Origin of the sequence: Anabaena sp. AL93 (genome assembly GCF_001672085.1) — a bacterium.
Taxonomy (GTDB): domain Bacteria; phylum Cyanobacteriota; class Cyanobacteriia; order Cyanobacteriales; family Nostocaceae; genus Dolichospermum; species Dolichospermum heterosporum.
In genome coordinates this window covers 15927-40239 of the sequence record NZ_LJOU01000054.1, presented here as the reverse complement: position 1 = coordinate 40239, position 24313 = coordinate 15927, and the positions used below count along the sequence as shown (strand labels likewise).

The following is a 24313-nucleotide window of genomic DNA, read 5'->3' as shown; positions in this document are numbered from 1 at the left end:
CTCCCCCAACTCCCCCAACTCCCCTGAATTTATGACTTTATCCCTGGGTATTGATTTTGGCACTTCTGGCGCACGGGGTGTGGTAATTGATGAAGAAGGTTGCGTTTTGTCGGAAATGCGTCATTATTGGCTGGTTGAGACTATTGATTGGGTAAAATGTTGGCGAGAGGCTTTATGGAGTCTATTAGGGCAAATTCCGGAGGCTTTAAGGGGGGAAATCGGGGCGATCGCTATTAATGGGACTTCTTCTACTATTTTGCTGACTGATGGGGCTGGAGAGCCTGTAGACGCGCCGCTATTGTACAACGATGGTCGGGGTGCGGCGGCTTTAGAACGGTTGAGTCGGGTTGCTCCAGCTAATCACACTGTGTTAAGTGCTACATCTAGTCTAGCGAAACTACTCTGGATGCAAGCATTACCTGATTTTGCAAAAGCCAGATATTTACTACATCAAGCCGATTGGCTGGGGTTTCTTTTGCATGGAAAGTTAGGTATTAGCGATTACCATAACGCTTTGAAGCTAGGTTATGATGTAGAAAAATTGCAATATCCAGAATGGTTGGAACAGTTAGAAATTCCCTTCCAGTTACCACAAGTGTTAACACCGGGAACTGCTATTGGTGAATTACTTCCCAGGATTGCGGCTGATTTTGGCTTTAAAGGCGATTGTTTGGTGGTTGCTGGCACAACAGATAGTATTGCGGCTTTTCTAGCCAGTGGAGCTAAATTTCCGGGGGAAGCGGTAACTTCGCTGGGTTCAACTTTAGTGCTAAAACTTTTAAGTCGTCAAAGAATTGAAGATGCGCGATATGGAATTTATAGCCATCGTTTAGGTGATTTGTGGCTAACTGGAGGTGCTTCTAATACAGGAGGTGCTGTTTTAAAGCATTTTTTCAGCAATGTTGAGTTAGTGAGGTTAAGCGCGGAAATTGATCCAACTCAACCCAGTGAGTTAGATTATTACCCATTATTGAAACCAGGCGATCGCTTTCCCATTAATGATCCCCAATTATTACCCAGACTAGAACCGCGTCCCGATCAAAATAAAGAATTTCTACATGGTTTATTAGAAAGTATGGCGAGAATAGAAACTAGAGGATATGAACTATTACAAAATCTAGGTGCAGATTCTTTAACCCATATTTATACTGCTGGTGGTGGTGCGACTAATTCCGTTTGGACAGCTATTCGTCAACGTTATTTAAAAGTACCAGTTGTTTCATCAATTCATAGGGAAGCAGCTTATGGAACAGCACTTTTAGCAATGGGAAAAGTACAGATTTAGTTGAAGATTCAGATCCCCGACTTCTTAAAGAAGTCGGGGATCTTAGTTTATGAACTAACTAACAGCTAATGAATTTTTACTGTAATATTCTGTTTGCGGGTAAATGCTAATAATAGTATTTCCTACTTCAAAAAATGTTCCTGATTGTTCATTTTTAGAAAATTGCAAATGGGGATATTTAGCCGCTAATTCATCAGCAGTTAACGCTGTAGCTGAGATTTTATTTGGTAAGAGTCCTGTCGAACCAATATAAAACACCATAGGAGAAATCTTTTCTTGGTAAATTTGCTCAACATAAGCTACTAACTTTTTATAAGCTGTCGTCATAGCTGCAATTAACTCTTCTCTATTGACAGATTTATGAGCGTGTTGAGTATATAATAATAATGCCAAATTATGCTCACCAACTTTGCCGAGAATTTCTCCTACTTTTCCATTGATATTGATTCCCAGAAAGTCATCGAAAATGGGTTTCATCAAATCATCAACTTTAGTTAGTTTCATTCTTGAAGAAATTGCTTTTTGTCGAAAAGCGATATTTTGATTTAACACCATTTCCAAAGTTGGTTTCAGGAAAATCTCGCCAGTTTCTTGGTCGTAAACTTCATATCTTCGCCCTAAAAACTGGTTAGCAGCATATAATTTACTCAAGTTGAGAATATCCTGATTACCAAACTCAATTTTATGACTAATATGAGAATCAATTGGATCTGAATATTCCTGAGTGGTAGGAAAATTCAGATAGAGATTTTTCGATAAATAATGTTGTTTTAATTCCTCTACTTGGTTACTCACAAATAATTCTGATTGATGACGTAAGCAAGCAGACAGAATGCTCGTAATCACCTTGATTTCTGCTAATTGCGTAAATAACCCATCAATATTGCCAAAATTGATATTAACAGGAACTAATGGTAAATTATCTAATTGAATTTGATATTCACAATCAAATTCAAACTTATCAGCAGTAATTACGCCTTTAGATTGCAATAAATCAAATACTTTCTTGTTGCTGATTTTAATATTTAAAGCCGAAATATGAACTTTACCATCTTTGACAATGGTATAATTATTGAAATTATGCAAATCATGAGCCAGTAACCCTGCAATCTCAATAATAGGGGTATGATCTTCCGCCTTTACCAGTTTAACTTTCCGCTTCACTAACATATTAATAGTAGCAGTATTGCGATTTATAGCAAATACACCCATTTGCACAAAATCACCAGCATAAATATCTTCACTTTGTAATTCAGGACTGATCAAATCGCCATTAATATCTCTAACACCCTTCACCCGTTTAATACGAGTTCGCTGGTAATTTTCCTTTAATTTATGTAAATTCAAAATGATATGTTGACGATATTCAGATAAAATTTGGATAAGTTCTAACAGAGAAATTTGGTGATTTAACTTCGACATAAAACCCCCTAACTTTTATCAATTAAAGACCGGATTTCCCTCTCTGCGCCTCTGCGTCTCTGCGTGGGAAAAATCCCTCTTTTCCTCAATATAGTATATTTGTACTAAAAAGTCAACTTATCCAAATCAAGACTAAAATAAAAATAGCTTTACAATTCTTCATAATTAAAACAAAACAATGGCGCGAGATTTACGAGGATTCATTAAAATTCTAGAAGAAAGAGGGCAATTGAAGCGAATTTCAGCTTTGGTTGATCCAGATATGGAAATTGCGGAGATTTCCAACCGAATGCTGCAAAAAGGTGGTCCAGGCTTACTATTCGAGAATGTCAAAGGTGCATCTTTTCCCGTCGCAGTTAACTTAATGGGGACTGTGGAAAGGATATGCTGGGCGATGAACATGGAAAAACCAGAGGAGTTGGAAACCCTGGGAAAGAAGCTAAGTATGCTTCAGCAACCCAAACCACCGAAAAAGATTTCCCAAGCTATAGATTTTGGTAAAGTGCTGTTTGACGTGGTGAAAGCTAAACCGGGAAGGGACTTTTTTCCGCCTTGTCAACAGGTGGTAGTTGCTGGAAATGATTTAGATTTAAATAAGTTACCTTTAATACGTCCTTATCCGGGAGATGCTGGTAAGATTATTACGCTAGGATTGGTAATTACTAAGGATTGTGAGACGGGAATCCCCAATGTAGGCGTATATCGTTTACAGTTACAGTCTAATAATACTATGACTGTACATTGGCTATCGGTGCGGGGTGGTGCGAGACATTTACGCAAAGCGGCAGAACGTGGTAAAAAGTTAGAAGTAGCGATCGCTCTGGGTGTAGATCCTTTAATCATTATGGCAGCAGCCACACCCATTCCTGTAGATTTATCAGAATGGTTATTTGCTGGATTGTATGGCGGTTCGGGAGTCAACTTAGCCAGGTGTAAAACTGTAGATTTGGAAGTTCCCGCAGATTCCGAATTTGTTTTAGAAGGGACAATTACACCGGGGGAAGTTTTACCGGATGGACCCTTTGGCGACCACATGGGATATTATGGCGGTGTGGAGGATTCCCCTTTGGTGCGGTTTCAGTGTATGACACACCGCAAAAATCCCATTTATCTTACCACATTTAGCGGGTTGCCACCAAAAGAAGAAGCCATGATGGCGATCGCACTTAACCGGATTTACACCCCTATTTTACGGCAACAAGTATCAGAAATAGTTGATTTCTTCCTGCCAATGGAAGCGTTAAGTTACAAAGCCGCAATTATTTCCATAGATAAAGCCTATCCTGGACAAGCACGGCGAGCAGCTTTAGCCTTTTGGAGTGCGTTACCACAATTCACCTATACGAAATTTGTGATTGTTGTTGATAAAGATATCAATGTTCGTGATCCCCGTCAAGTGGTTTGGGCGATCAGTTCCAAAGTTGATCCTACCAGAGACGTATTTATATTACCAAATACTCCCTTTGATACTTTAGATTTTGCTAGTGAAAAACTTGGTTTAGGTGGGAGAATGGGTATAGATGCCACTACAAAGATTCCTCCAGAAACAGAACATGAATGGGGTGAACCATTAAAATCAGATCCCAATGTTGCGGAAATGGTAGAAAGACGTTGGCAAGAATATGGTTTAGCAGATTTACAATTAGGAGAAGTTGATCCTAATCTATTTGGTTACGATATGAAGTAATACCCACACTCCCTTCTTTATCAGGAGGGGAGTGTGATTTGAAGATGGAAAATCTGAAAAACCTAATTTGATGATAATGTATAGAAAGCTGATAATATACAGAAAATCACAAAATATAAGAATTAACTGATTATGTCGAATTTAACAGCGATCGCTCAACTACAAAAGATTATTGTCTCAATATTCCTAACGTTGATCCTGAGTTTTATAATTCCTGCAACTGCTTCAGCTTCAAGCTTAGGAATTGAGTCAGCTAGTCTTAGTCCTTGTCCAGTTTCTCCTAATTGTGTTGTCAGTCAAAATGCTGATGCTAAACACGCTATTGAGCCGATTACCTATCATATAGAACGAGATAAAGCCAGAGAAACTTTACTAAAAGTTCTCACTGTTGTTCCCCGCACCACAATTGTATCACAAACAGATAATTATATTCATGCAATTTCTAAAAGTCGCATTTTCAAGTTTGTTGATGATGTGGAGTTTTATTTTCCTAGCGATAAGTCAGTTATTCATATCCGTTCTGCATCTCGTGTAGGAGATTCTGATTTTGGTGTCAACCGCAGACGCTTAGAACAAATTCGGTTAGCTTTACGGGATTTGAATATTTAATGTAATTTAATTTGTCTGAATCAGGATTTCCAGGATTTAAGGATTAACAGGATGAGGATGTTGTCTGAATCAGAAGTTCCAGGATTTTAGGATTAACAGGATGAGAATAGAGATTTTATTACTAATGACCAATGACCAATTCTCTATTCTCTATTTCCCAGGGCGAAAATACTTCCCACAACAAAACCTCCAAGATGCGCCCAATAAGCGACTCCTCCCGTTTCTACACTCATTTTAGCTGCTGCTTGGAGACTGGCAAAACCAGCGATAAGATTTTGTATAAAGAAAATACCAATAACTACTAATGCAGGAATATTAATTGTGGTGATGAAAAAACCGAGGAAGACTAATGTGGTAATTCTTGCGTGGGGAAACCAGATTAAGTATGCACCTAAAACTCCAGAAATCGCCCCACTTGCACCCAAGGAAGGAATAGTGGAGTACATACCAATAAACCATTGACATAAAGCAGCTATAGCACCACAGGTTAAATAAAACAATAGATATTTAAAATGCCCTAAGCGGTCTTCAATATTGTTACCAAATACCCACAGATAGACCATATTGGATATTAAGTGCCACCAACCTCCATGCAAAAATTGTGAGGTAAATAAGGTTGTCCACTCTCCACTCCAATTGATGGTTAATTCTTGCGGTATTACCGCATACAATTGAAAAAACTGTTCTAGTTGCAGATTTGACAAACTGATTTCGTGGAGAAAAACTAGAATATTCATGCCAATTAAACCATAGGTAAAATATGGCGTAATTCGGGTTGGGTTTTCATCGTAGAGGGGAAACACAAATATTGTTCCTAATCATTATTAATATCACTATAACAGGAGTCAGTAGTTGGGAGTCAGGAAGGAAAAATGAAGAATAAAGAATATTTTTATCCTATAGTGCTTATCGGTTGAGTGAGATATAAGAACCCCACCCCCAACCCGCAAGCGATGAGGGGGCTAAGATGTATCTTATTCAAGTGATCCTATATTACCTAATCCCTGTTACCTAATTACAAAAGATTTGCTGATTCATAGAGTCTTCTGATAATAGCTGTAATTTTTATTCCGTAGTCTAAATCCGCAGACCAGCGCCCTGATAATTGATTAACTGACTGAGCAACACCTCTGGTAACAAAACGAAATCGCGGATCTACTTCTGGCTGGACTAAAGGTTCTAAACTGGCATAGGCTTTTAAATGTTGAATATGCGCTCTGACACCAATTCTCGCGCTGGGAAATGATGCTCCTTCAGCACCACCACCAACTGCACCCAAACCGGCAAAGTTATTTTGTTGGGGTTTGATGTCAGTTCCAAAACGTAAAAATCCAGTTTCTAGACACATTTGACAAAAAGCAATGTCATGATTTATGCCTTCAATGGTTGCTTCTTCTCGATATAGTTTGGGAAGGTCAGGAAATTGGGTAATGGCACTTTCATTATTGATTTTTAGAAATGATTGTAATTGTATTTCTGATGTGTTGCCATTGGAGATAAGTTGTTCAATTTGTCCGGGACAAACTGTTGAAATTGAACGTAATCTGACTGTGCGTGAGGCACTATCCCAATCAATAGAAATATGAGATTCTCGAAGTTCTATGGCTTTGATATAAACTATTTGCCGATAGGTAATCCGGCGTAAATTAGTTAATTTTGAAATATCAATCCGTAAACGATCTACTAAATCAATGGGGATGTAAGCATTACCATTAATTAATAGTCCTTGTTCTAAGTAATTTTGTCCATTGATATTGATGTTAATGCTGGGATAATTTTCGGTTGTTGGTTGCTGAGGATCATTTGCTTGACTCCAAGTAGTTAGTCCTTCGGCAATTCCGATCGCAAAATCACGACGACGACTTTGTAATAAAGCCCGATCTTCGGGACTGCTGAGGAAACCGACTTGTAGTAATATGGCGGCGATCGCTGTTTGACGACAAAATTGCAAATTACCCAAGCCACTATCTGTATCTGGTTTTACTCCGCGATTGGGTAATTGGGGGACACGGCGCAAAAGTGCCGTTAATAACATTTCTCCATTTTGCTTGCGCTGATCGTTTTTGGCAATATAAAATGCACTTGCTCCCCGCACAGATGGACTATTGGCCGCATTGGCTTGAATTTCTAGGGCTACATCTTTGGCATTAGCACGAGCATTAATCCAGGCAATAGTTTGAGCCGCACTTAAATCGTCAGGAACAGCTAAAACTTCTAAATTCCGGGTCCGCAGTTCTATCACCACTAAATCCCGCAAAAGAATCATTTCCTTTGCTTCCGTTGTGCCACCAGCGATCGCACCGGGGTCATTTTTACCCGCTTCTGTGCCACCATGTGCCGCAGAAATAAAAATCCGTCCCATTTTTACCTATTTCCGTTGTTAAGTCCCAGCAATTGCAATTCTATAAATTAGCGATCGCTTCTGCAATTCTTCTAGACACAAAAGGTAAAATTTCCCGACTCTTAGCTTGCTCTTTCCCTTCCGTAAACACCACCAACAGATAAGGGCGCTGATCTGGTAATTCAATATAAGCCGCATCATGACGGACTGTACTTGTCCAACCTGCTTTTGACCAGATTTGACTATTTTGAGGTAATCCACCCCCTAAGAAGCCTGTAACTTGGTTCTCATCGCCATCTTGGCTTAACTCTTCTGGCTTAATACTGCGTTTGAGTAAATTCATCATAGATTGCGATCGCTCACTAGAAACCGTCACCCCACCCACGATACTATGTAATAATCTCGCAGTCGCATCCGTCGTCAGCATATTCCGATTTTCAAACATCTCCCCATAAAAAGCCCTTTCCCGTCCATAAGGACCATCACCCCAAGTTTTTTGACAGACATTAACCGCCTTCATTTCCTCCCACCCCAAAGACTGGTAATAACGATTAATAATATTACGTTGATATTTCCAAGTTTCAAAAGGGCCAGGACTTAACTGAGGACCAGAAGTAGTTCCACTGATGATATCAACAATTAAACTAGTCGCATCGTTGCTAGAATCAACTATCATATCCTTCAAAGCCCGGTCTAACTCTCCCGAAGCATGACTCATTCCTTTCTCTAGCCATTCTTGCACCACCACCAAATAAAATAACTTCACCACACTCGCAGGATAAATCCGTTCTCCCCCCCGATAGCTAAAACCCCGCACCGGATGTTCCCAAAAAGCGTTAGGAGTCAGCGCACCACCCGTATTCACTGGTGCGGGAGGATCATATACCACCCAAGTGAAAGCAATTTGATGAGATGCTAAAGTTGGAAACTCTGCCCAAGTTGCCTCTAAAATTTGATTACCGATATTTTCTAGTTGTTGGTCTTGATTAAAAAAAATCATTTGTAAATAATTTCCTTATGGTATTGGGAGTTTAGGTTCTGGACTCAATCCTATCATTATCTGTATAATTACTGAGGTAATAATTATGATTAGGCTAATTTCAGGTAATTTATCATGGCATTTGATTTAACAATATTTTATAGTTATCTGTGAGGGTTAGAAGTATGGCTAACGCCACGCTACGCTATCAGGAGGTAGGGGCGCAGGGCCTGCGCCCAGTCAGGAGTATGGCTATAAATAATTGGTGATATTGATACAATTTGCTGTATTACCTAAATTCTAAAAATTCATTTTTTCTGGTTCTCGGTTCTATAACATCAGGGTTCACTCCAAAGTATTTCGCTGCTGCTGACATATCAAGTGTTAATAAACTAATATCCCCTAAATCTTTAATACCTTGAGGTATGGTTTTTGTCACTTTTGCACTATCAGAAGATTTGATATCTAAAAATTTAATAATTTCCTCTGCGACTGCTTGTGCTAAAAGCGGGGGAACAGAATTACCAATTTGTCTAAAACCATGCCATTTTGTCGGATGAAATCGAAACCAGTCAGGATAGGAATGTAACCGCGCAGCTTCCCTAACAGTAATACATCTGGGGATAAAAGGATGTATGGGACGAGGTGAAGTAAATGCACCTTTATTACTAGGTGTTCCGGCTCTTAAGGTATTACAAAAACCATCAGGATCAAGTTTATGAAAACGACTGATTGATTCGATTTTACCATGTGGTGTGGATGCAAATCTATCCATAGATTCGGTCGAATGCTTACTTCTTAAACTTGATGTTAGTAAAGTAGGATCATATTGACGTTTGTAGGAATATTTGTTTTTTGCAGTTGGAAGATTACGCAGGTTTTTAGCATAGTTACTAGGTTTAGCAAACTCTGTAAATATCCAATCTTGTTGATATAGTTCTGGATAGTTTTCTATGACTGGTAAATCTTGTAATGCTTCCCAAACTGTAGGAGTTAAGACTAACTTAGTTTCGGAAGATTGATTGGATTTTGCTGGGAATGTGATTTTTTCTGGATATTTAGGTAATTCTAAATCTTCACGCGCACCTAGTAAAAATAACCTTTCTCGATTTTGGGGTACTCCATAATTAGCTGCATTTAAAACTTGGTAATTTGCATTAACTTGATAACCACTTTCGGAAAATTGACTAATGATTTCAGCAATAAATTCTTTGTGTTTCCCGACTGTCATTCCTTTGACATTTTCCAATACAAAAAACTTGGGTTGTAATTCTACAACTAATCTAATAAAATGGAAAACTAAAGAGTTTCTTGGATCATCAAAAGAACGTTTTCCCATTAATGAGAAACCTTGACAAGGTGGACCACCAAATACTACATCAATTTCTTGATTAGCAATTTGAGAACTATTCCGAATTTCCTTCCCTGTTGTTTCTTCCACACTTTTGCATAACACAGTCCAAAAGGGAAAGTTAAATTGATGAATTGCACAATGAATTGGATCTATTTCCACAGATGCTAGGACATCAAAACCAGCTTGTTCAAAGCCTAAAGTCATGCCACCTGCACCTGCAAATAAATCAACTGCAATTGGTCGTTTTTTGGTCATTATTTAGTTATGAGTTAAGTAGGTTAGCATTGAAAATCGTCGTTATGACAAGGCAAAAGGCAAGATTGAAGAGGGTTTGGGCGATTTGGCTCTTCGGTACTTGTTATGCTAAACCGAGAAATTGAGAGAAGGGAACAGGGGAAAAATTTTAATTTTCTAGTTTTTTAATAAGACTAATAATCATTCTGCTTTCTTCTTTTAATAAATTAAGAATCATTTCTACATCTTTTTCTGAACATAATCCTACTCGGTGAGTTGAAGAAGGAGTCACCGAGTCAGTAGCCAGGAGTCAGAATCAATCAGTCGAGGATTCAAACCTGCGACTGATTAAAGACCACCAAATCGTAGATTTGGTGGGGGTCTTAAACCCAGTTATTCATCCGCCACTCGCACAGAATTCATTCTGAATTCTGACTCGGTGACTCCTGAATTCTGTTCGATAAAATTAGATGAGTTTCTAATTCATTAACTGACCCTTGAGCTATGTTTAAAAATCTTATATATTCTCCTCTATATCTTCGTCCATATCATAAGAGATATATTAGCACCGAATAGATACAGCACTTCTTCTAAGGGACTTCCAAGAAATAAATTATCCTGATTAACGAACCACAGAGGCGCAGAGGACACAGAGGAATAAGGGTTTGAGAGATTTTTGCGTTAGGTGGTTGAGTATTTTTTTATTTGGAAGTCCCTAATTTGTTGAACCATACCATATAACTCATCTTTGGGAAAAAGTTTAGTGAGGAAATAGCATCTTTGAGCAATATCCATTCCTTTTTGCCAAATTATTAAGTCTTTAAAGTCATTAATATCTGACATTCTTCCTGTTCCCTGTTCCCTCTTCCCTGTTCCCTCCAGTTTAGCATACTAAGTCCGGTAGAGCCGTAATTTTAACAGACAATCACATATTTCTTCCTTTGATGCTGGATTACGGTATGGTTCAAATATAGCGGGTGTTGTGGCTAATTTTCCCAGTAATCCTCATGATTCTAAATTGGCGTTTTGTTCTGGGAATGGTGTAAATAATACATCTATTTCTCGGACTTCTCCAGCTACACGACTGGGTGCTTCAACTTTTCCATAAGAGGGTGTTTGAAAAGTTATGGTTGATGTATCAAATATTTTTACCCCTCCCTAACCCTCCCCTTGTAAAGCTTGTAAAGGGGAGGGAACTGGATTTTTATTGTTTTTCTCCTTGTAAAGGGGGGGTAGCAATGTGATGAAAATTACGGAATACCACTTTTAAAACATCCTCTAAGCTTTTAGTAGTTCTTCTAGGTAATCTTTTGCGAATTGGTCATGGATAAAACGAGTCATTTTAATTAAATGTACATTTCTAGTATTTCTTTAGCTGTACGATCGCACACTCCCAATTCTCCCAAACAATGGCGCATTTCTTGATAAGCTGTGAAAGTTTGTTGTCTTTTTTCAGGATTTAACAACAATTCCATTGCTGCTTTGGTAATATTCTCGGCTGTGGCTTGTTCTTGCAAGAATTCTGGGACAATTTCCCGCATGACAACTAAATTGACTGGAGAAGCAAAAGGAATTGAACCTTTAAGAATATGACGCGCAATCCAAGCTGTAAGAGGATGAAGCCGATAAACTACAACTTGGGGAACATTTAATAATGCTAATTCTAAATTCACTGTTCCCGACTTATTAATAGCAAAATCAGCCGCTGCTAAAATATCTTGAACGCCTTGTTGTTGACTTGATACTATTGTAGCTTTTAACCCATATTCTTGAATTGCGGCTGTAATTGGTTCTCTAAATGTTTCCAAGGATAGAGGAATCCAAAAATGGACATTTGGTAGTTTAGATTGGATGTTTTGGGCGGCTTGAAAAATTATTGGTAGAAGATATTTTAATTCTTGATGACGGGAAGCTGGTAAAAGTGCGATCGCTATTTCTTCTACTTTAACTCCTAATTTCTCCCTCGCAGTTGTCCGACTAGGCGCATTTGCCATTCTATCAATTAAAGGATGTCCTACCCAAGAAACATTTGCCCCATTTTGTTGATAATATCGGGCTTCTTCCGGGAAAATTGCTAATAGTTTATCTGTAAAACCAACAATGCGGTTAGTATTCTGAAAACTCATAGACCATACCCACTCTTGAGGAGCGATATAATAAGCCACAGGCACATCAGGCAAATTTTCCTTCATGAATGTACCAATGCCCAAATTTGGACCCATATAGTCAATGAGGACGACTAAATCCGGGGGATTTTTCTTCAAGTGAGCGATCGCTTGCCGTTGTACTCTTAAAGTAGGAATAACATAAGGCAAAGACTCAATCAAACCCATTGAACCAATACCGCTGGTATTACCCAAAATTCTTGCCCCGGCTTCCGCCATTTTATCTCCACCCAAGGCAATAATTTCTAATGTCAACCCCGCCGCAACAGCTTGGCGTTGAAGTGCCTTAATTAATAGCGAACCCTGTAGATCTCCAGAAACTTCGCCAGTGCTAATAAATATTCGCATTTTTAGATATTAGATATTAGATTTTAGATTTTAGATTTTCATGTCCTTTCCTACCCCATTCCCCCTTACAAATTACCTATTTTCTTCTTCTTCTTCTTCTTCTTCCTTCGTGTTCTTCGCTTCTATCCCTTCGGGACGCTCCGCGAACGTGGTTCATTCAATTTATATTCTGGCGACAAAAACAGAGTAAAATTTGAGGACGGGTAAACCCCGCCCCTATATCTATTCATCACTGACGGATTTTTTACCTTTTCCGGGAATTAAACCTCGTCTTCCCGACATTTGGGAAAGTAACAAGAAACGGCGAAGATGTTTTAATTCTTCTGTATCTCCTAAATTTTCCAACTCCTGCAAAGCATCTTTAAATAAAAACTCAGAACGATAGAGAAGACGGAAAGCCTTTTTAATTAATTGAAAGTCACTCGCAGGCATTCCCGAACGTTTTAATCCTACCAAATTGAGCGATCGCACTTTTGCCGGATTTCCCTCCACCAACATATAAGGAGGTACATCTCTATCAATGCGTGTCATTCCTCCCACCATTGACATCCCCCCAATATGGACAAACTGATGTACACCTAAAACGCCGCTGAGTCTAGCCCGCGATTCAATATGTACATGACCTGCTAACGCCACAGAATTAGCAATAATGACAGAATCCTCAAGCACGCAATTATGACCTACATGAACATAAGCCATCAATAAATTGCCATTGCCGATTACTGTCGCTTCACCCCTACCAGTAGCGCGGTTAATCGTCACATACTCACGAATGGAATTATTATTACCAATTTTTACCCAAGTAGGTTCTCCCACATACTTGAGATCCTGCGGCTGCATACCGATAGCTGCACCGGGGAAAATCTGATTTCCCGTACCAATTTCACAAGGTCCCTCCAGAACAGCATGAGCGCCAATTACAGTGTCTGCGCCAACTCTGACGTTCTCTCCAATCACAGCATAAGCACCGACTTGCACTGTTGGGTGGAGTTCCGCACTAGTATGTATGACAGCAGTTGGATGAATAAGTGTTTTCAACATATCTTTAACTATGATTTTTTTGATTTTTTTGATTAAGATGATTATGGAAATCGCATGATTTTCAACTATGATTCTTTTGATTTAGATCATCATGGCAATCACATTAATCAAATAAATCATAGTTAGGACTTAACTAATCAAAGAAAACATTAGCTCTCCTTCAGCGGCTAGTTGTCCGTCAACTTCCGCTCGTCCTTGCATTTTCCCGAAACGACGCTGTTTTACCCACAACAGTTCCACCGTCATTACCAGTTGATCACCGGGAACAACTTGACGACGAAAACGAACTTTATCAATACCAGCAAATACAAACAGTCCTCCTTTTGATGCTGGCATTTGCGTCATCACAATGCCCCCAACTTGTGCCATTGCTTCAATAATTAACACACCGGGCATGAGCGATCGCCCCGGAAAATGCCCTTGAAATTGGGGTTCATTAAAAGTAACATTTTTAATACCCACAGCCTTTTTACCAGGTACATAATCAATAATCCGATCTACCAGTAAAAATGGATAGCGATGGGGCAAAAGTTCCTGAATTTCCTCAATGGTCAAGGTAGTTTTAATTGTCTGTTTATCCTCACTTGATGTATTTACTTCCTGAGAATTAGGTTCGGTAATAGTGGACATTAGTTGTAAGTTATTTGAATGATTAGACACTAGGAATAGGTATACCAGGGAACAGGGAGCAGGGAACAGAGAACAATAAATAGAAATAAAAGTATAAATACTATCTTACTTTTTGATTACTGTTTCTCTCTTGCTCTCGGAAACTGCCATCAATTCAGGCATTTTAGAATAACTCTAAAATTTTCCGTGCTAGTTGAATGTGTAAATTATGACTAGCTTTGTACGCCAAAAAATGAGCAACAGGGAAAGTTCCCAGTAAACTTAAATCTCCTACTAGATCCAAAATTTTATGACGGACTGGCTCATTTGCAAATCGTAATGGGGGATTTAGCCAACCTTGAACCCCACAAACCAGAGCATTATCCAAACTCCCACCTTTAATTAATCCCGACCTTTGCAGATATTCAATTTGATCCTGTAACCCAAAAGTCCGTGCTGGTGCAATTTCCACCGCAAAATCCGCAGCAGACTTTTCCAAACAGGTCATTAATAACCAACTGTGCCATTGATTACCAATTGCCGCCAAATTAAAATCTATACCATAGCTAAATCGAGTTTCCGGTGCAGGTAGAGCGCAAACAAAAGCATCACCTTCATAAATCCAAATCGGTTCAGTAATCACAACAGGTGCGGGTAAATTATTCGCCATTTGAGCAACTAAACCCACCTCAGCAATTCTTTCACACCAAATCCGCGCCGAACCATCTAAAAGTGGCACTTCCGGTCCATCAATTTCAATTCTGGCGTTATCCACCCCCATAGCCGCCAAAGCTGCCAGTAAATGCTCTACAGTGCGAACACAGACCTCATCCTTACCCAACTGAGTAGAAAGCACAGTCTTACTCACAGCCGCAACCTGAGCAGGAATCATAGGTGAATTTGGTAAATCTACCCGCACAAAAAAGCGGTTACTTCCCGGTAGCGCAGGTAATATTCTCACCTGAGTATTGACACCACTATGCAAACCCACACCAGTCTGAGTAATTTCCCCGCCTAACGTATGTTGTTGCATCGCCCAACAATCCCCATATTGTAGTTACTATTGCTTATTATTAAGGCACAGGAGTCAGGAGGTAGGGGCGCAGGGCCTGCGCCCAAAAAAGATTCAGGAGTCAGGAGTAAAATTCCTAGCCACTGACAACTGACCACCGACCAATTTAAAATCTTTCTCCAATCCCAAAATTGATCCGACTATCACCTTCATCAGTGACACCATAATCTATACGAATTGGTCCAAGTGGAGACTGTATCCGCAAACCCACACCATAGCCATAGCCATTACCATTTTTCTTTAACAATTGTGCAGATTGGGTACTACTTCCCAAATCACTACCATAATCAAAAAATAGTGCGCCACTGACCACAGAGAACACAGGGAAGCGATATTCAACCGCCGCTTGGATATACTTACTACCCGTACCTAATCTGCCTTCGTCATAACCCCGAACCGAGTTACTACCACCCAGAGTAAAGGCTTCATAGGGAGGCACATCCCCAAATATAGTTCCGCCTTGGAGGTTAAATGCTAAAGTTTGCGGTTTTTTGCTAAAGCTAATCAATTTAATTGGTAGATACTGACTATAGTTACCTCGTAACCTAGTCATAAAAATACTACCTGAACCTATAGGTACAGATTGATCAACTCCAAAGCTGAGGAAAGAACCTTTTGTGGGTTGTAAGGCATTATTGCGGAGATCCAGCTTGAATAGTAATAAATCATCTTCCCCAGAAGACGAAAGGGTGAGGGGAATTTTACCACTGATGATTTGACCATTATCATTAAATATTGCCCCTTCCTTCCTTAAATTGCCGTCAGCATCACGACCAGAAACCCGTTGATACTGTAGTCCCGCAGAAGCCAGCCACTCGGAATTTTTGAAAGGATTGGCAGAAAGGGGACGAGTAAAGGTAACACCACCACCTAACCGGGTAATCCGAGGGCGATCTTGTTGATTTGTATCCGTAATATTACCAGGATTAAAGGTTTCAATGTTGTTATCTTTGCCTTCAAAAATTAGAGAAATAGAGCGACGACGGAAAATATTGGTTGTATATGAAGTTCGATAAGGATCACCACCAATCCAGGGATCAGTAAAGCGGAGGTCAAATAGTAGTTCTCGTTCTCCTAACTGTACCTCTGTCCCTAATTTTTGGTTTCTTCCTCCCAAGTTTTGCTGCTGATAGCTGACAGTTCCAAATAAACCACTGGCGGAACTGATTCCCGCCCCGGCAGCAATAGAACCGCTGGTACGTTCAATTACATTGACTAGGACATTTACTTTGCTGGGGTCAGTACCAGGGGCAAGGGATATAGGTTCAGTATCTGGTGGTTCAAACAATCCTAATCCATATATCCGTGCTAAGTCTCTCTGCACTGTATTGCGATTGAATACCGTTCCTGGCTTTAATTCTAATTCTCGCGTCACAACATAATCCTTTGTCCGTCCCCGAATTGGGTTGCCTTTGTCGTCTACGTCCTCACCATCTTTGTTACGGAATCGGACTTTCACGCTTTCTACAACCCCTTCAGCGACTTGGAGGGTAACAACTCCATTGTCTGAGACTTTGGGTGCGCCAATTAAGTTGGCTAATACATAACCTTGATCTTGATAGCGCTTAGTTAATTGCTTGATGCCTTCGCTTAGTTCCCGCAAGTTAAGAATTTTGCCATACTGATTACTAAATATTTCGTTGGCTGTCTCAGCAGGAAGGACAGAGGCTACACCCGTCCCAGGATTTGCTTCTAATTCTACTTTGGAGAGGATGGGATTGGGGGTAACAATAAAACTGACTCGCACACCAAGAGGGGTATCTTCTGGAAATGCTTGGACGTTGGAGAAAAACCCAGTTCTAAAAATTGCACTAATATCTTCTTGGAGTTGGGAACGGGTTGTTGTTTGTCCGGCTTGGGTACGAACTACTTTATAAACTTCGGTTTCTAGTGCGGGGGTGATTTGTCCTGTTTCTGATTTAATTGCTACCTCTGACACCAGTACACGGGCTTCCGTTGCTTCTGGACTAGATTCAGCCGCAGGAGGTTGGGTCGGTTTTGCTGGGGTAGTTACTGTGGGTTGTGGTGTAACTTCAGATTCCGTCTTGATTGTTGAGGGAGTTGAGTTTTTTTGAGTAGGTGTAGCCGCGGGGGGTTGAGTAGTCCCTGGTTGGGGGACTTGTGCGGTAATGGGAACTATTGTGGTTTTTGGCACAATAACAGATGCTTTGTCTACTGCTGCCGAATTGGCTGTGATCAGTTTGACAATGGGGGAAAATTGGTTAGATTCTTTTTCTCCAACTATTGGCACTATTAAGGCATGGGATGTCAGATTTTCACTAGCATCACTTTTGACAGGATGCTGTTTTTCTGGCTGGTTTGTTTCTGCTGTCAAAACTTCTGTGGTCTGTGGGTGACTATCAGTAGCTTGGGCGTTTGCTTTGACAGAAATTGCTAAAGGGACTGTAATGGCTACCATAGCCATTAATCCGGGTGTTAAATGTTTTTTAATCATATTTCTCTTCACTACCGCACACCATTATTTGTTAATCACTGGAAAAATTACTTACTCGGTTTTGTAACTTTCTACTACTTTTAATACTCTCTGTAAAACCTCCTGATAGGCATTTTCTACGTTTCCTAAGTCACGACGAAAACGGTCTTTATCCATAACTCGACGGTTAGTATCGGTTTCGGCTATGTCCCATAAACGACAGGTATCGGGACTAATTTCGTCAGCTAATAATACTTGCTGTTGGGAATCTACGCCAAATTCAAGTTTAAAGTCCACTAAGGTAATTTGACACTTTTCCCAAAACTGTTGCAGAAATTCGTTGATTTTCAAGGCAAGATGGGTAATTTGAGCAACTTGTTCCGGTGTGGCTAATTCTAGAAGAAATAGGCGATCGCTTGTCAGTAGAGGATCACCTAGACTATCATCTTTATAATAGAATTCCACCAAAGGCTGTGATAACACAGTTCCCAGTGCTAACCCAGTTTGCTGACACAGGCTACCAGCCGCAATATTTCTGACCACCACTTCTAAGGGGATAATTTTTACAGCCTTAACTCTCATCAAATTCGGGGCTGGACTATCAATAAAATGAGTTTTAATCCCCTGCATTGCCAATTGTTGGAACAGTTGACTAGAAATACTACAGTTAATCATGCCTTTGTTTTCAATGCTGCCCCGTTTTTGAGCATTAAAGGCTGTAGCATCATCTTTAAAATCAGCCAACAAAATCTCTGGATCATCTGTGGCGTAAAGAATTTTAGCTTTGCCTTCGTAAAGTTTAGAATTAACAGACATGGTAGTAGATACTGTTTTCGGTAATGGACTGCTTAAATCTGAAAGTTTCACTATTTTATCTTTGGTTAATCTGTTGTGGTTCTTGAGTAAGATCACATCACTGCATAATACGCAACAATTGAAGCTAGACTACCTCAGTTTGTAAACGGATAATAAATTAAGTCTAGTATTACAAAAATAACTCTATTCTTTCACACAATATGACCCATCCTTTTCTCAAACACCTCTATAGTCCAGAACGTCCCGTTATCGTCTTTGACGGCGCAATGGGAACCAACCTGCAAACCCAAAACCTCACCGCTGAAGATTTTGGCGGCGCACAATATGAAGGCTGTAACGAGTATTTAGTTCACACTAAACCCGAAGCTGTCGCCAAAGTTCACCGTGATTTTCTCGCCGCTGGGGCTGATGTCATTGAAACTGATACCTTTGGCTCTATGTCCATCGTTCTCGCAGAATACGACCTAGCAGACCAAGCTTACTATCTCACGAAAAAAGCCGCCGAACTTGCCAAAAGTGTAGCTGCGGAATTTTCCACCCCGGAAAAACCCCGATTTGTGGCTGGTTCTATTGGTCCGACAACTAAACTCCCAACTTTGGGACATATTGACTTTGACACCATGAAAGCCTCTTTTGCTGAACAAGCAGAAGCCTTATTTGATGGTGGTGTGGATTTATTCCTCGTGGAAACCTGCCAAGACGTGCTACAAATTAAAGCCGCACTGAATGGAATTGAGGAAGTTTTTGCCAAAAAAGGCGAAAGACGAGCCTTAATGGTGTCTGTAACTATGGAAAGCATGGGGACAATGCTGGTAGGGACAGAAATCAACGCCGTAGTTACTATTCTCGAATCTTATCCCATTGATATTCTCGGCTTAAATTGCGCCACTGGTCCCGACTTGATGAAACCACACATCAAGTATTTATCAGAACATTCCCCATTCGTAGTTTCCTGTATTCCCAATGCGGGTTTACCGGAAAACGTTGGCGGTCAAGCACATTACAGACTTACGCCCATAGAATTACGCATGGCGTTAATGCACTTCATCGAAGATTTAGGTGTCCAAGTGATTGGGGGTTGCTGTGGGACACGACCAGCACATATTCAACAATTGGCGGAAATTGCTCACGAGTTAAAACCAAAAGTTAGACAACCAATTTTAGAACCATCAGCCGCATCAATTTATACGACTCAACCCTATGAACAAGAAAATTCTTTCTTGATTATCGGTGAACGTCTTAACGCCAGTGGTTCTAAAAAATGCCGTGATTTACTCAACGCTGAAGACTGGGATGGTTTAGTCTCAATGGCGCGGAGTCAGGTAAAAGAAGGCGCACACATCCTTGATATTAACGTTGATTATGTGGGACGTGACGGCGTACGTGATATGCACGAGTTAGTTTCTCGTGTTGTCAATAATGTAACTTTACCTTTAATGCTGGATTCCACCGAATGGGAAAAAATGGAAGCGGGGTTAAAGGTAGCTGGTGGTAAGTGTTTACTCAATTCTACCAACTATGAAGATGGCGAAGACCGATTTTTGAAAGTGCTAGAATTAGCTAAAAAATACGGTGCTGGTGTCATTATTGGGACAATTGACGAAGATGGTATGGCGCGGACAGCAGAGAAAAAGTTTCAAATTGCCCAACGGGCTTACCGTCAAGCTGTAGAATATGGGATTGCGCCTACAGAAATATTCTTTGATACTTTAGCTCTACCGATTTCTACTGGGATTGAAGAAGATCGAGCCAATGGTAAAGCTACCATTGAATCAATTCGCCGTATTCGCCAAGAATTGCCCGGATGTCATGTGATGTTGGGCGTTTCCAATATCTCTTTTGGCTTAAATCCCGCCTCGCGGATGGTACTAAACTCGATGTTTTTGCATGAAGCTATGCAAGCGGGCATGGATTCAGCAATTGTCAGCGCGAGTAAAATTTTACCACTGGCTAAGATTGAACCGCAACATCAAGAAGTTTGTCGGCAATTAATTTATGATGAACGTAAATTTGATGGTAATGTCTGCGTTTATGACCCCTTGGGAGAATTAACCACAATTTTTGCCGGAGTCAAAACTAAACGGAATACGGGAATTGATGCCAGTTTACCCATTGAAGAACGTTTGAAACGTCATGTTATTGACGGTGAACGTATTGGTTTAGAAACCCAATTAACAAAAGCTTTAGAACAATATCCTCCTTTACAAATCATCAATACTTTCTTGTTAGACGGAATGAAAGTTGTCGGTGAATTGTTCGGTTCTGGACAAATGCAATTACCTTTTGTCTTACAATCTGCCGAAACCATGAAAGCTGCGGTTGCTTATTTAGAACCGTTCATGGAAAAGTCGGAATCTGGCAATAATGCGAAAGGAACTTTTGTCATTGCCACTGTTAAAGGTGACGTTCACGATATTGGTAAAAACCTCGTAGATATCATTTTATCTAACAATGGTTACAAGGTAATTAACCTGGGAATTAAGCAATCTGTAGAAAACATTATTCAAGCTTACGAACAGTATCAACCTGATTGTATTGCCATGAGTGGATTGTTAGTAAAATCTACCGCTTTCATGAAAGAGAATTTACAAACTTTTAATGAAAAGGGAATTACTGTGCCAGTAATTTTAGGTGGTGCAGCTTTAACTCCTAAATTTGTAAATCAAGATTGCCAAGGTACTTACAAGGGTAAGGTTGTCTATGGTAAAGATGCCTTTTCTGATTTGCATTTCATGGATAAGTTAATGCCTGCAAAAACAACAGGTAATTGGGATAATTTGCAGGGATTTTTGGATGAGGTTGTAGAAAATGGACATCAATCTTTTGAGGAAAATATCAGGCAAGATGCCCACCAGACAATAGATAATTCTGATGTTAAAAAAGAGGTTGATACTCGGCGTTCTGATGCTGTAGCTGTAGATATTGAACGTCCGCAACCACCTTTTTGGGGAACGCAGTTTTTACAACCTGATGATATTTCTTTGGAGGAATTATTCTGGTATTTGGATTTGCAAGCTTTGGTCGCTGGACAATGGCAATTTCGTAAACCCAAGGAACAATCTAAGGAGGAATATCAGGCATTTTTAGCTGATAAGGTTTATCCAGTTTTGGAAGAATGGAAACAGCGCATTATTGAGGAGAATTTATTACATCCTCAAGTGATTTATGGATATTTCCCTTGTCAATCTGTGGGGAATAGTTTATTTATTTATGAAACGAACCACAGAGGCGCAGAGGACGCAGAGGTAAGAGCTAGTTTTGAGTTTCCGCGTCAGAGGTCTTTGAATAGGTTATGTATTGCGGATTTCTTTGCACCAAAAGAATCAGGAATTACTGATGTTTTCCCCATGCAAGCGGTGACTGTGGGGGAAGTCGCAACGGAGTTTGCCCAAAAGCTATTTGCGAATAATCAATACACTGATTATCTGTATTTTCATGGTATGGCTGTCCAGGTTGCGGAAGCTTTGGCAGAATGGACTCACGCCAGAATCCGCCGGGAGCTAGGTTTTGGTGATTCTGAACCGGACAATATTCGGGATATGTTGGCGCAGCGCTATCAAGGTTCTCGGTATAGTTTCGGCTATCCAGCTTGTCCGAATATCCAAGATCAGTATCAGCAGTTGGAGTTGTTGGGGGTTGATAGGATGAAGATGCACATGGATGAAAGTGAGCAATTATATCCTGAACAGTCGACAACGGCGATTATTACTTATCACCCTGCGGCGAAGTATTTCACGGCTTAATCTATCCCTCAGAATACAATTCTGGGAGTATACAAATAAAGTCCGCGCAGGCGGACTTTATCATAACCATAAGCATTTAGGAACAATGACAAAACTTAGTAGTATTTTTGTTTCTTTATTAGCAGCAGGAACAATTTCTCTGACAACACAAGTTCAAGCACAGACAAATTCAGGTCCCATAAGTGAACCAAATGTTAAGCTAAACGTACAACGCAGCAGTGGTAATTGTCCGCCAACAGTCGGGTTGTGGTGGATAACTCTGCCTTTTGAGGGTGGTGCAGAACATACAGTTGTTGCCAATACAACAGCTTTTGCAGATAGAGTTAAATTAGTTTCTGCTAGTAAGCAGTTCATAGAATTTGTTTCACCTTTACGCAGTAATTATGCTGCCTGTGTCGGTCAAACCCGTAATCAGGAATACAATTTTTACAATGTCCAATTTAAAGATAAAAAAGCTTATTTTCGGGTAGATTTGCGAAAAATCAACGCCCCAGCCCAGACAATTATTTACAACACCATAGCCGGTTCTCGTCCTTATGTCCGTTGGGCAATAGCAGATTAGGAAACATTGTTGAGGTGCTGTAAAGTGATCCAGGTAGGCATTTATCAGGATGATCATGGCGCTTTATTTAGATTCAGCTATTGCCGCAGAAGCCGAAATTGTTAAATATTGGGGTTGGGTGAAAGGTATTACCACCAACCCCACATTATTAGCGCAAGCTAACACCCCACCGGCAACCACCCTCAAAACCTTAGTTTCCTTAACTTCCGGTCCTGTATATTATCAACTCCTAGCTTCAGATCAGGAGAAAATGATAGCCGAAGGGAGAAAAGCCTTTGAAATTATTGGTTCTCAAACCATCTTGAAAATTCCCGCTACACCGCTAGGATTTGAGGTAGTAGCCACCCTTTCCTCGGAAATTACCTGTTCCGTCACCGGCATTTACAGCCCCGCACAAGCCGCTGTAGCTAAGGAAGCAGGGGCAAAAATTGCGATCGCCTATGTGAATCGGGCAGAACGCTTGCTAGGAGACGGTATTGCCTTAGTCCGCGATATGTCCAGTATCCTCAAAGGCAGTGATGTGGAAATTTTAGCAGCTAGTATCAAGTCACCAGCGGAAGCAGCCGCATCTCTCCAAGCCGGTGCAAATCATCTCACCCTACCCTTAACAATGTTGCAAGCGATCGCTACCCATGAATTTTCCCATCAAACCGTGATTGATTTTGCGGCTGGAGGAATTGGTTTAACAGTTTAACTTGATCTCACCTCAATCCTATATAGAGAAGACTGTTAGTGAATCAATGCAGGGTTTCACCCCTCATCCTGAAACCCTGCATTTTGCATAATTAGAATACTTTAAAATCGGGTTTATAGTCATAGACACAATGCCTTTAAAGCCAGTGAAATCAAGCTATGTCAAGAGTGATGGGTGTGACCCCCTATTAATTATTCTCGAAAAATATAGGTTAAAAACTGTTGGAGATGAACAAATAAAAAAAATAAAAATAAATGCCAAATTGGCAACCACGATGAAATTATCCAGGCTAAATTATATTAGACAAGCAAAAAACAAGAGGGTTGTTAAAAAGCTGAATCAATTAACAAAAGGCTCTTGTAGAGGTTGTCTAAAAAATAAATAGAATTAGTATTTGCTGCATAGGAATACCTGCTAAGTATAGACGTTATCGTTAACCTGCAAATTACCCCCCTAATTAGCGGTTCTCGTCTATATGAATAAAGTTCCTAATCGCTTCAGCAGCAAATGGTAGAGTGGGAGAGAAAGGCGCTTGGTAATGCCTCCTCCCACTCTCTTTTTTTGGGTACTTTTTGCCGATTTCTTAAGAATTAAGTAGGTTGGCGTTGAAAATTGTCGTTATAGCAAGGCAAGAGGCAAGAGGCAAGAGGCAAGAGTAAAGAAGTTTTCAGCGATTTTACGTTTCTTTACACAGTTTGGTTTTATTGTGTTCACCTACTTAGGAACTTCCAATTAAAAAAATACCCAAAAATTTCTTGTGGTGCGGGGCGAATTGCCCGCTAATCATCAAGGACGGGCAGGATGTCCATCCCACAAAATTGGGTAATTTATTTTTTGGTGTTCCCTAAATTCACGCCAGACAACAAGCCAGTTTTACCCCTGATTTCTGGCATACAGTACCCACTAGATAACTCCCTC

General features: G+C 40.2%; 20 protein-coding genes and 1 pseudogene. 7 read left to right on the top strand and 14 right to left on the bottom strand.

What is annotated here, in order from left to right; translation table 11 throughout:
• The first annotated feature begins 31 nt into the window (after positions 1-31).
• The gene (locus AN486_RS15010) at positions 32-1285 is read left to right on the top strand and encodes an FGGY-family carbohydrate kinase (protein WP_290601342.1); all 1254 of its coding nucleotides are present in this window, start codon (positions 32-34) and stop codon (positions 1283-1285) included.
• A gap of 54 nt (positions 1286-1339) precedes the next feature.
• On the opposite strand, the gene AN486_RS15005 is transcribed toward AN486_RS15010, so the two are convergent.
• Positions 1340-2707 (bottom strand): hypothetical protein, encoded by a 1368-nt coding sequence (locus AN486_RS15005; RefSeq protein WP_053540682.1) that lies wholly within the window; start codon positions 2705-2707, stop codon positions 1340-1342.
• A gap of 178 nt (positions 2708-2885) precedes the next feature.
• Between AN486_RS15005 and AN486_RS15000 the strand changes: the two genes are divergently transcribed.
• Together AN486_RS15000 and AN486_RS14995 are read left to right on the top strand one after the other, a co-directional pair.
• Positions 2886-4394, top strand: a complete 1509-nt coding sequence (locus AN486_RS15000; RefSeq protein WP_190382514.1) for a UbiD family decarboxylase — start codon at positions 2886-2888, stop codon at positions 4392-4394.
• Positions 4395-4526: 132 nt separating this feature from the next.
• Entirely contained in the window at positions 4527-5003 is a 477-nt protein-coding gene (locus AN486_RS14995) for a DUF1499 domain-containing protein (protein WP_053540684.1), read from the top strand.
• Positions 5004-5146: 143 nt separating this feature from the next.
• Here the strand turns inward: AN486_RS14995 and AN486_RS14990 are convergent, their stop codons facing one another.
• The 13 genes and pseudogenes from AN486_RS14990 to purC form a co-directional block, all read right to left on the bottom strand.
• Positions 5147-5806: a rhomboid family intramembrane serine protease gene (locus AN486_RS14990; RefSeq protein WP_190382513.1), complete on the bottom strand. Its 660-nt coding sequence runs from the start codon at positions 5804-5806 to the stop codon at positions 5147-5149.
• 212 nt (positions 5807-6018) lie between these two features.
• Positions 6019-7365: an N-acetylmuramoyl-L-alanine amidase gene (locus tag AN486_RS14985; protein ID WP_190382512.1), complete on the bottom strand. Its 1347-nt coding sequence runs from the start codon at positions 7363-7365 to the stop codon at positions 6019-6021.
• Positions 7366-7405: 40 nt separating this feature from the next.
• Complete coding sequence (locus AN486_RS14980) at positions 7406-8344, bottom strand: serine hydrolase (RefSeq protein WP_053540686.1); 939 nt, start codon at positions 8342-8344, stop codon at positions 7406-7408.
• A 268-nt stretch (positions 8345-8612) separates the two neighbouring features.
• Complete coding sequence (locus AN486_RS14975; protein WP_053540687.1) at positions 8613-9932, bottom strand: DNA cytosine methyltransferase; 1320 nt, start codon at positions 9930-9932, stop codon at positions 8613-8615.
• Positions 9933-10330: 398 nt separating this feature from the next.
• Entirely contained in the window at positions 10331-10417 is an 87-nt protein-coding gene (locus AN486_RS14970; RefSeq protein WP_234413436.1) for a hypothetical protein, read from the bottom strand.
• 175 nt (positions 10418-10592) lie between these two features.
• A complete protein-coding gene (locus AN486_RS14965) occupies positions 10593-10754 on the bottom strand; it encodes a four helix bundle protein (RefSeq protein WP_081981518.1) in 162 nt (53 codons plus the stop codon).
• Positions 10755-10820: 66 nt separating this feature from the next.
• Positions 10821-11057 (bottom strand): annotated as a pseudogene (locus AN486_RS14960) (hypothetical protein); the annotation flags it as partial.
• Between the two features lie 200 nt (positions 11058-11257).
• Positions 11258-12424, bottom strand: coding sequence for a lipid-A-disaccharide synthase (gene lpxB / locus AN486_RS14955; protein ID WP_053540688.1), 1167 nt, complete (start codon positions 12422-12424; stop codon positions 11258-11260).
• Positions 12425-12646: 222 nt separating this feature from the next.
• Positions 12647-13462 carry an acyl-ACP--UDP-N-acetylglucosamine O-acyltransferase gene (gene lpxA / locus AN486_RS14950; protein WP_053541378.1) on the bottom strand — a complete coding sequence of 272 codons (816 nt, stop codon included), beginning with the start codon at positions 13460-13462 and terminating at the stop codon, positions 12647-12649.
• Positions 13463-13594: 132 nt separating this feature from the next.
• The gene (gene fabZ / locus AN486_RS14945) at positions 13595-14095 is read right to left on the bottom strand and encodes a 3-hydroxyacyl-ACP dehydratase FabZ (RefSeq protein WP_039203757.1); all 501 of its coding nucleotides are present in this window, start codon (positions 14093-14095) and stop codon (positions 13595-13597) included.
• Positions 14096-14258: 163 nt separating this feature from the next.
• A complete protein-coding gene (gene lpxC / locus AN486_RS14940) occupies positions 14259-15107 on the bottom strand; it encodes a UDP-3-O-acyl-N-acetylglucosamine deacetylase (RefSeq protein WP_053540689.1) in 849 nt (282 codons plus the stop codon).
• 145 nt (positions 15108-15252) lie between these two features.
• Entirely contained in the window at positions 15253-17601 is a 2349-nt protein-coding gene (locus tag AN486_RS14935) for a BamA/TamA family outer membrane protein (RefSeq protein ID WP_290601331.1), read from the bottom strand.
• A gap of 51 nt (positions 17602-17652) precedes the next feature.
• On the bottom strand, positions 17653-18396 hold the full coding sequence (purC, locus tag AN486_RS14930) for a phosphoribosylaminoimidazolesuccinocarboxamide synthase (protein ID WP_053540691.1): 744 nt from the start codon (positions 18394-18396) through the stop codon (positions 17653-17655).
• 200 nt (positions 18397-18596) lie between these two features.
• Between purC and metH the strand changes: the two genes are divergently transcribed.
• The 4 genes from metH to AN486_RS14910 all read left to right on the top strand — a co-directional run bounded on the left by metH (position 18597) and on the right by AN486_RS14910 (position 23780).
• Complete coding sequence (gene metH / locus AN486_RS14925) at positions 18597-22139, top strand: methionine synthase (RefSeq protein ID WP_290601329.1); 3543 nt, start codon at positions 18597-18599, stop codon at positions 22137-22139.
• A gap of 85 nt (positions 22140-22224) precedes the next feature.
• On the top strand, positions 22225-22701 hold the full coding sequence (locus tag AN486_RS14920; protein ID WP_053540693.1) for a hypothetical protein: 477 nt from the start codon (positions 22225-22227) through the stop codon (positions 22699-22701).
• Between the two features lie 55 nt (positions 22702-22756).
• Positions 22757-23395: a transaldolase family protein gene (locus AN486_RS14915; RefSeq protein WP_053540694.1), complete on the top strand. Its 639-nt coding sequence runs from the start codon at positions 22757-22759 to the stop codon at positions 23393-23395.
• A gap of 130 nt (positions 23396-23525) precedes the next feature.
• A complete protein-coding gene (locus tag AN486_RS14910; RefSeq protein ID WP_053540695.1) occupies positions 23526-23780 on the top strand; it encodes a hypothetical protein in 255 nt (84 codons plus the stop codon).
• Positions 23781-24313: the final 533 nt, after the last annotated feature.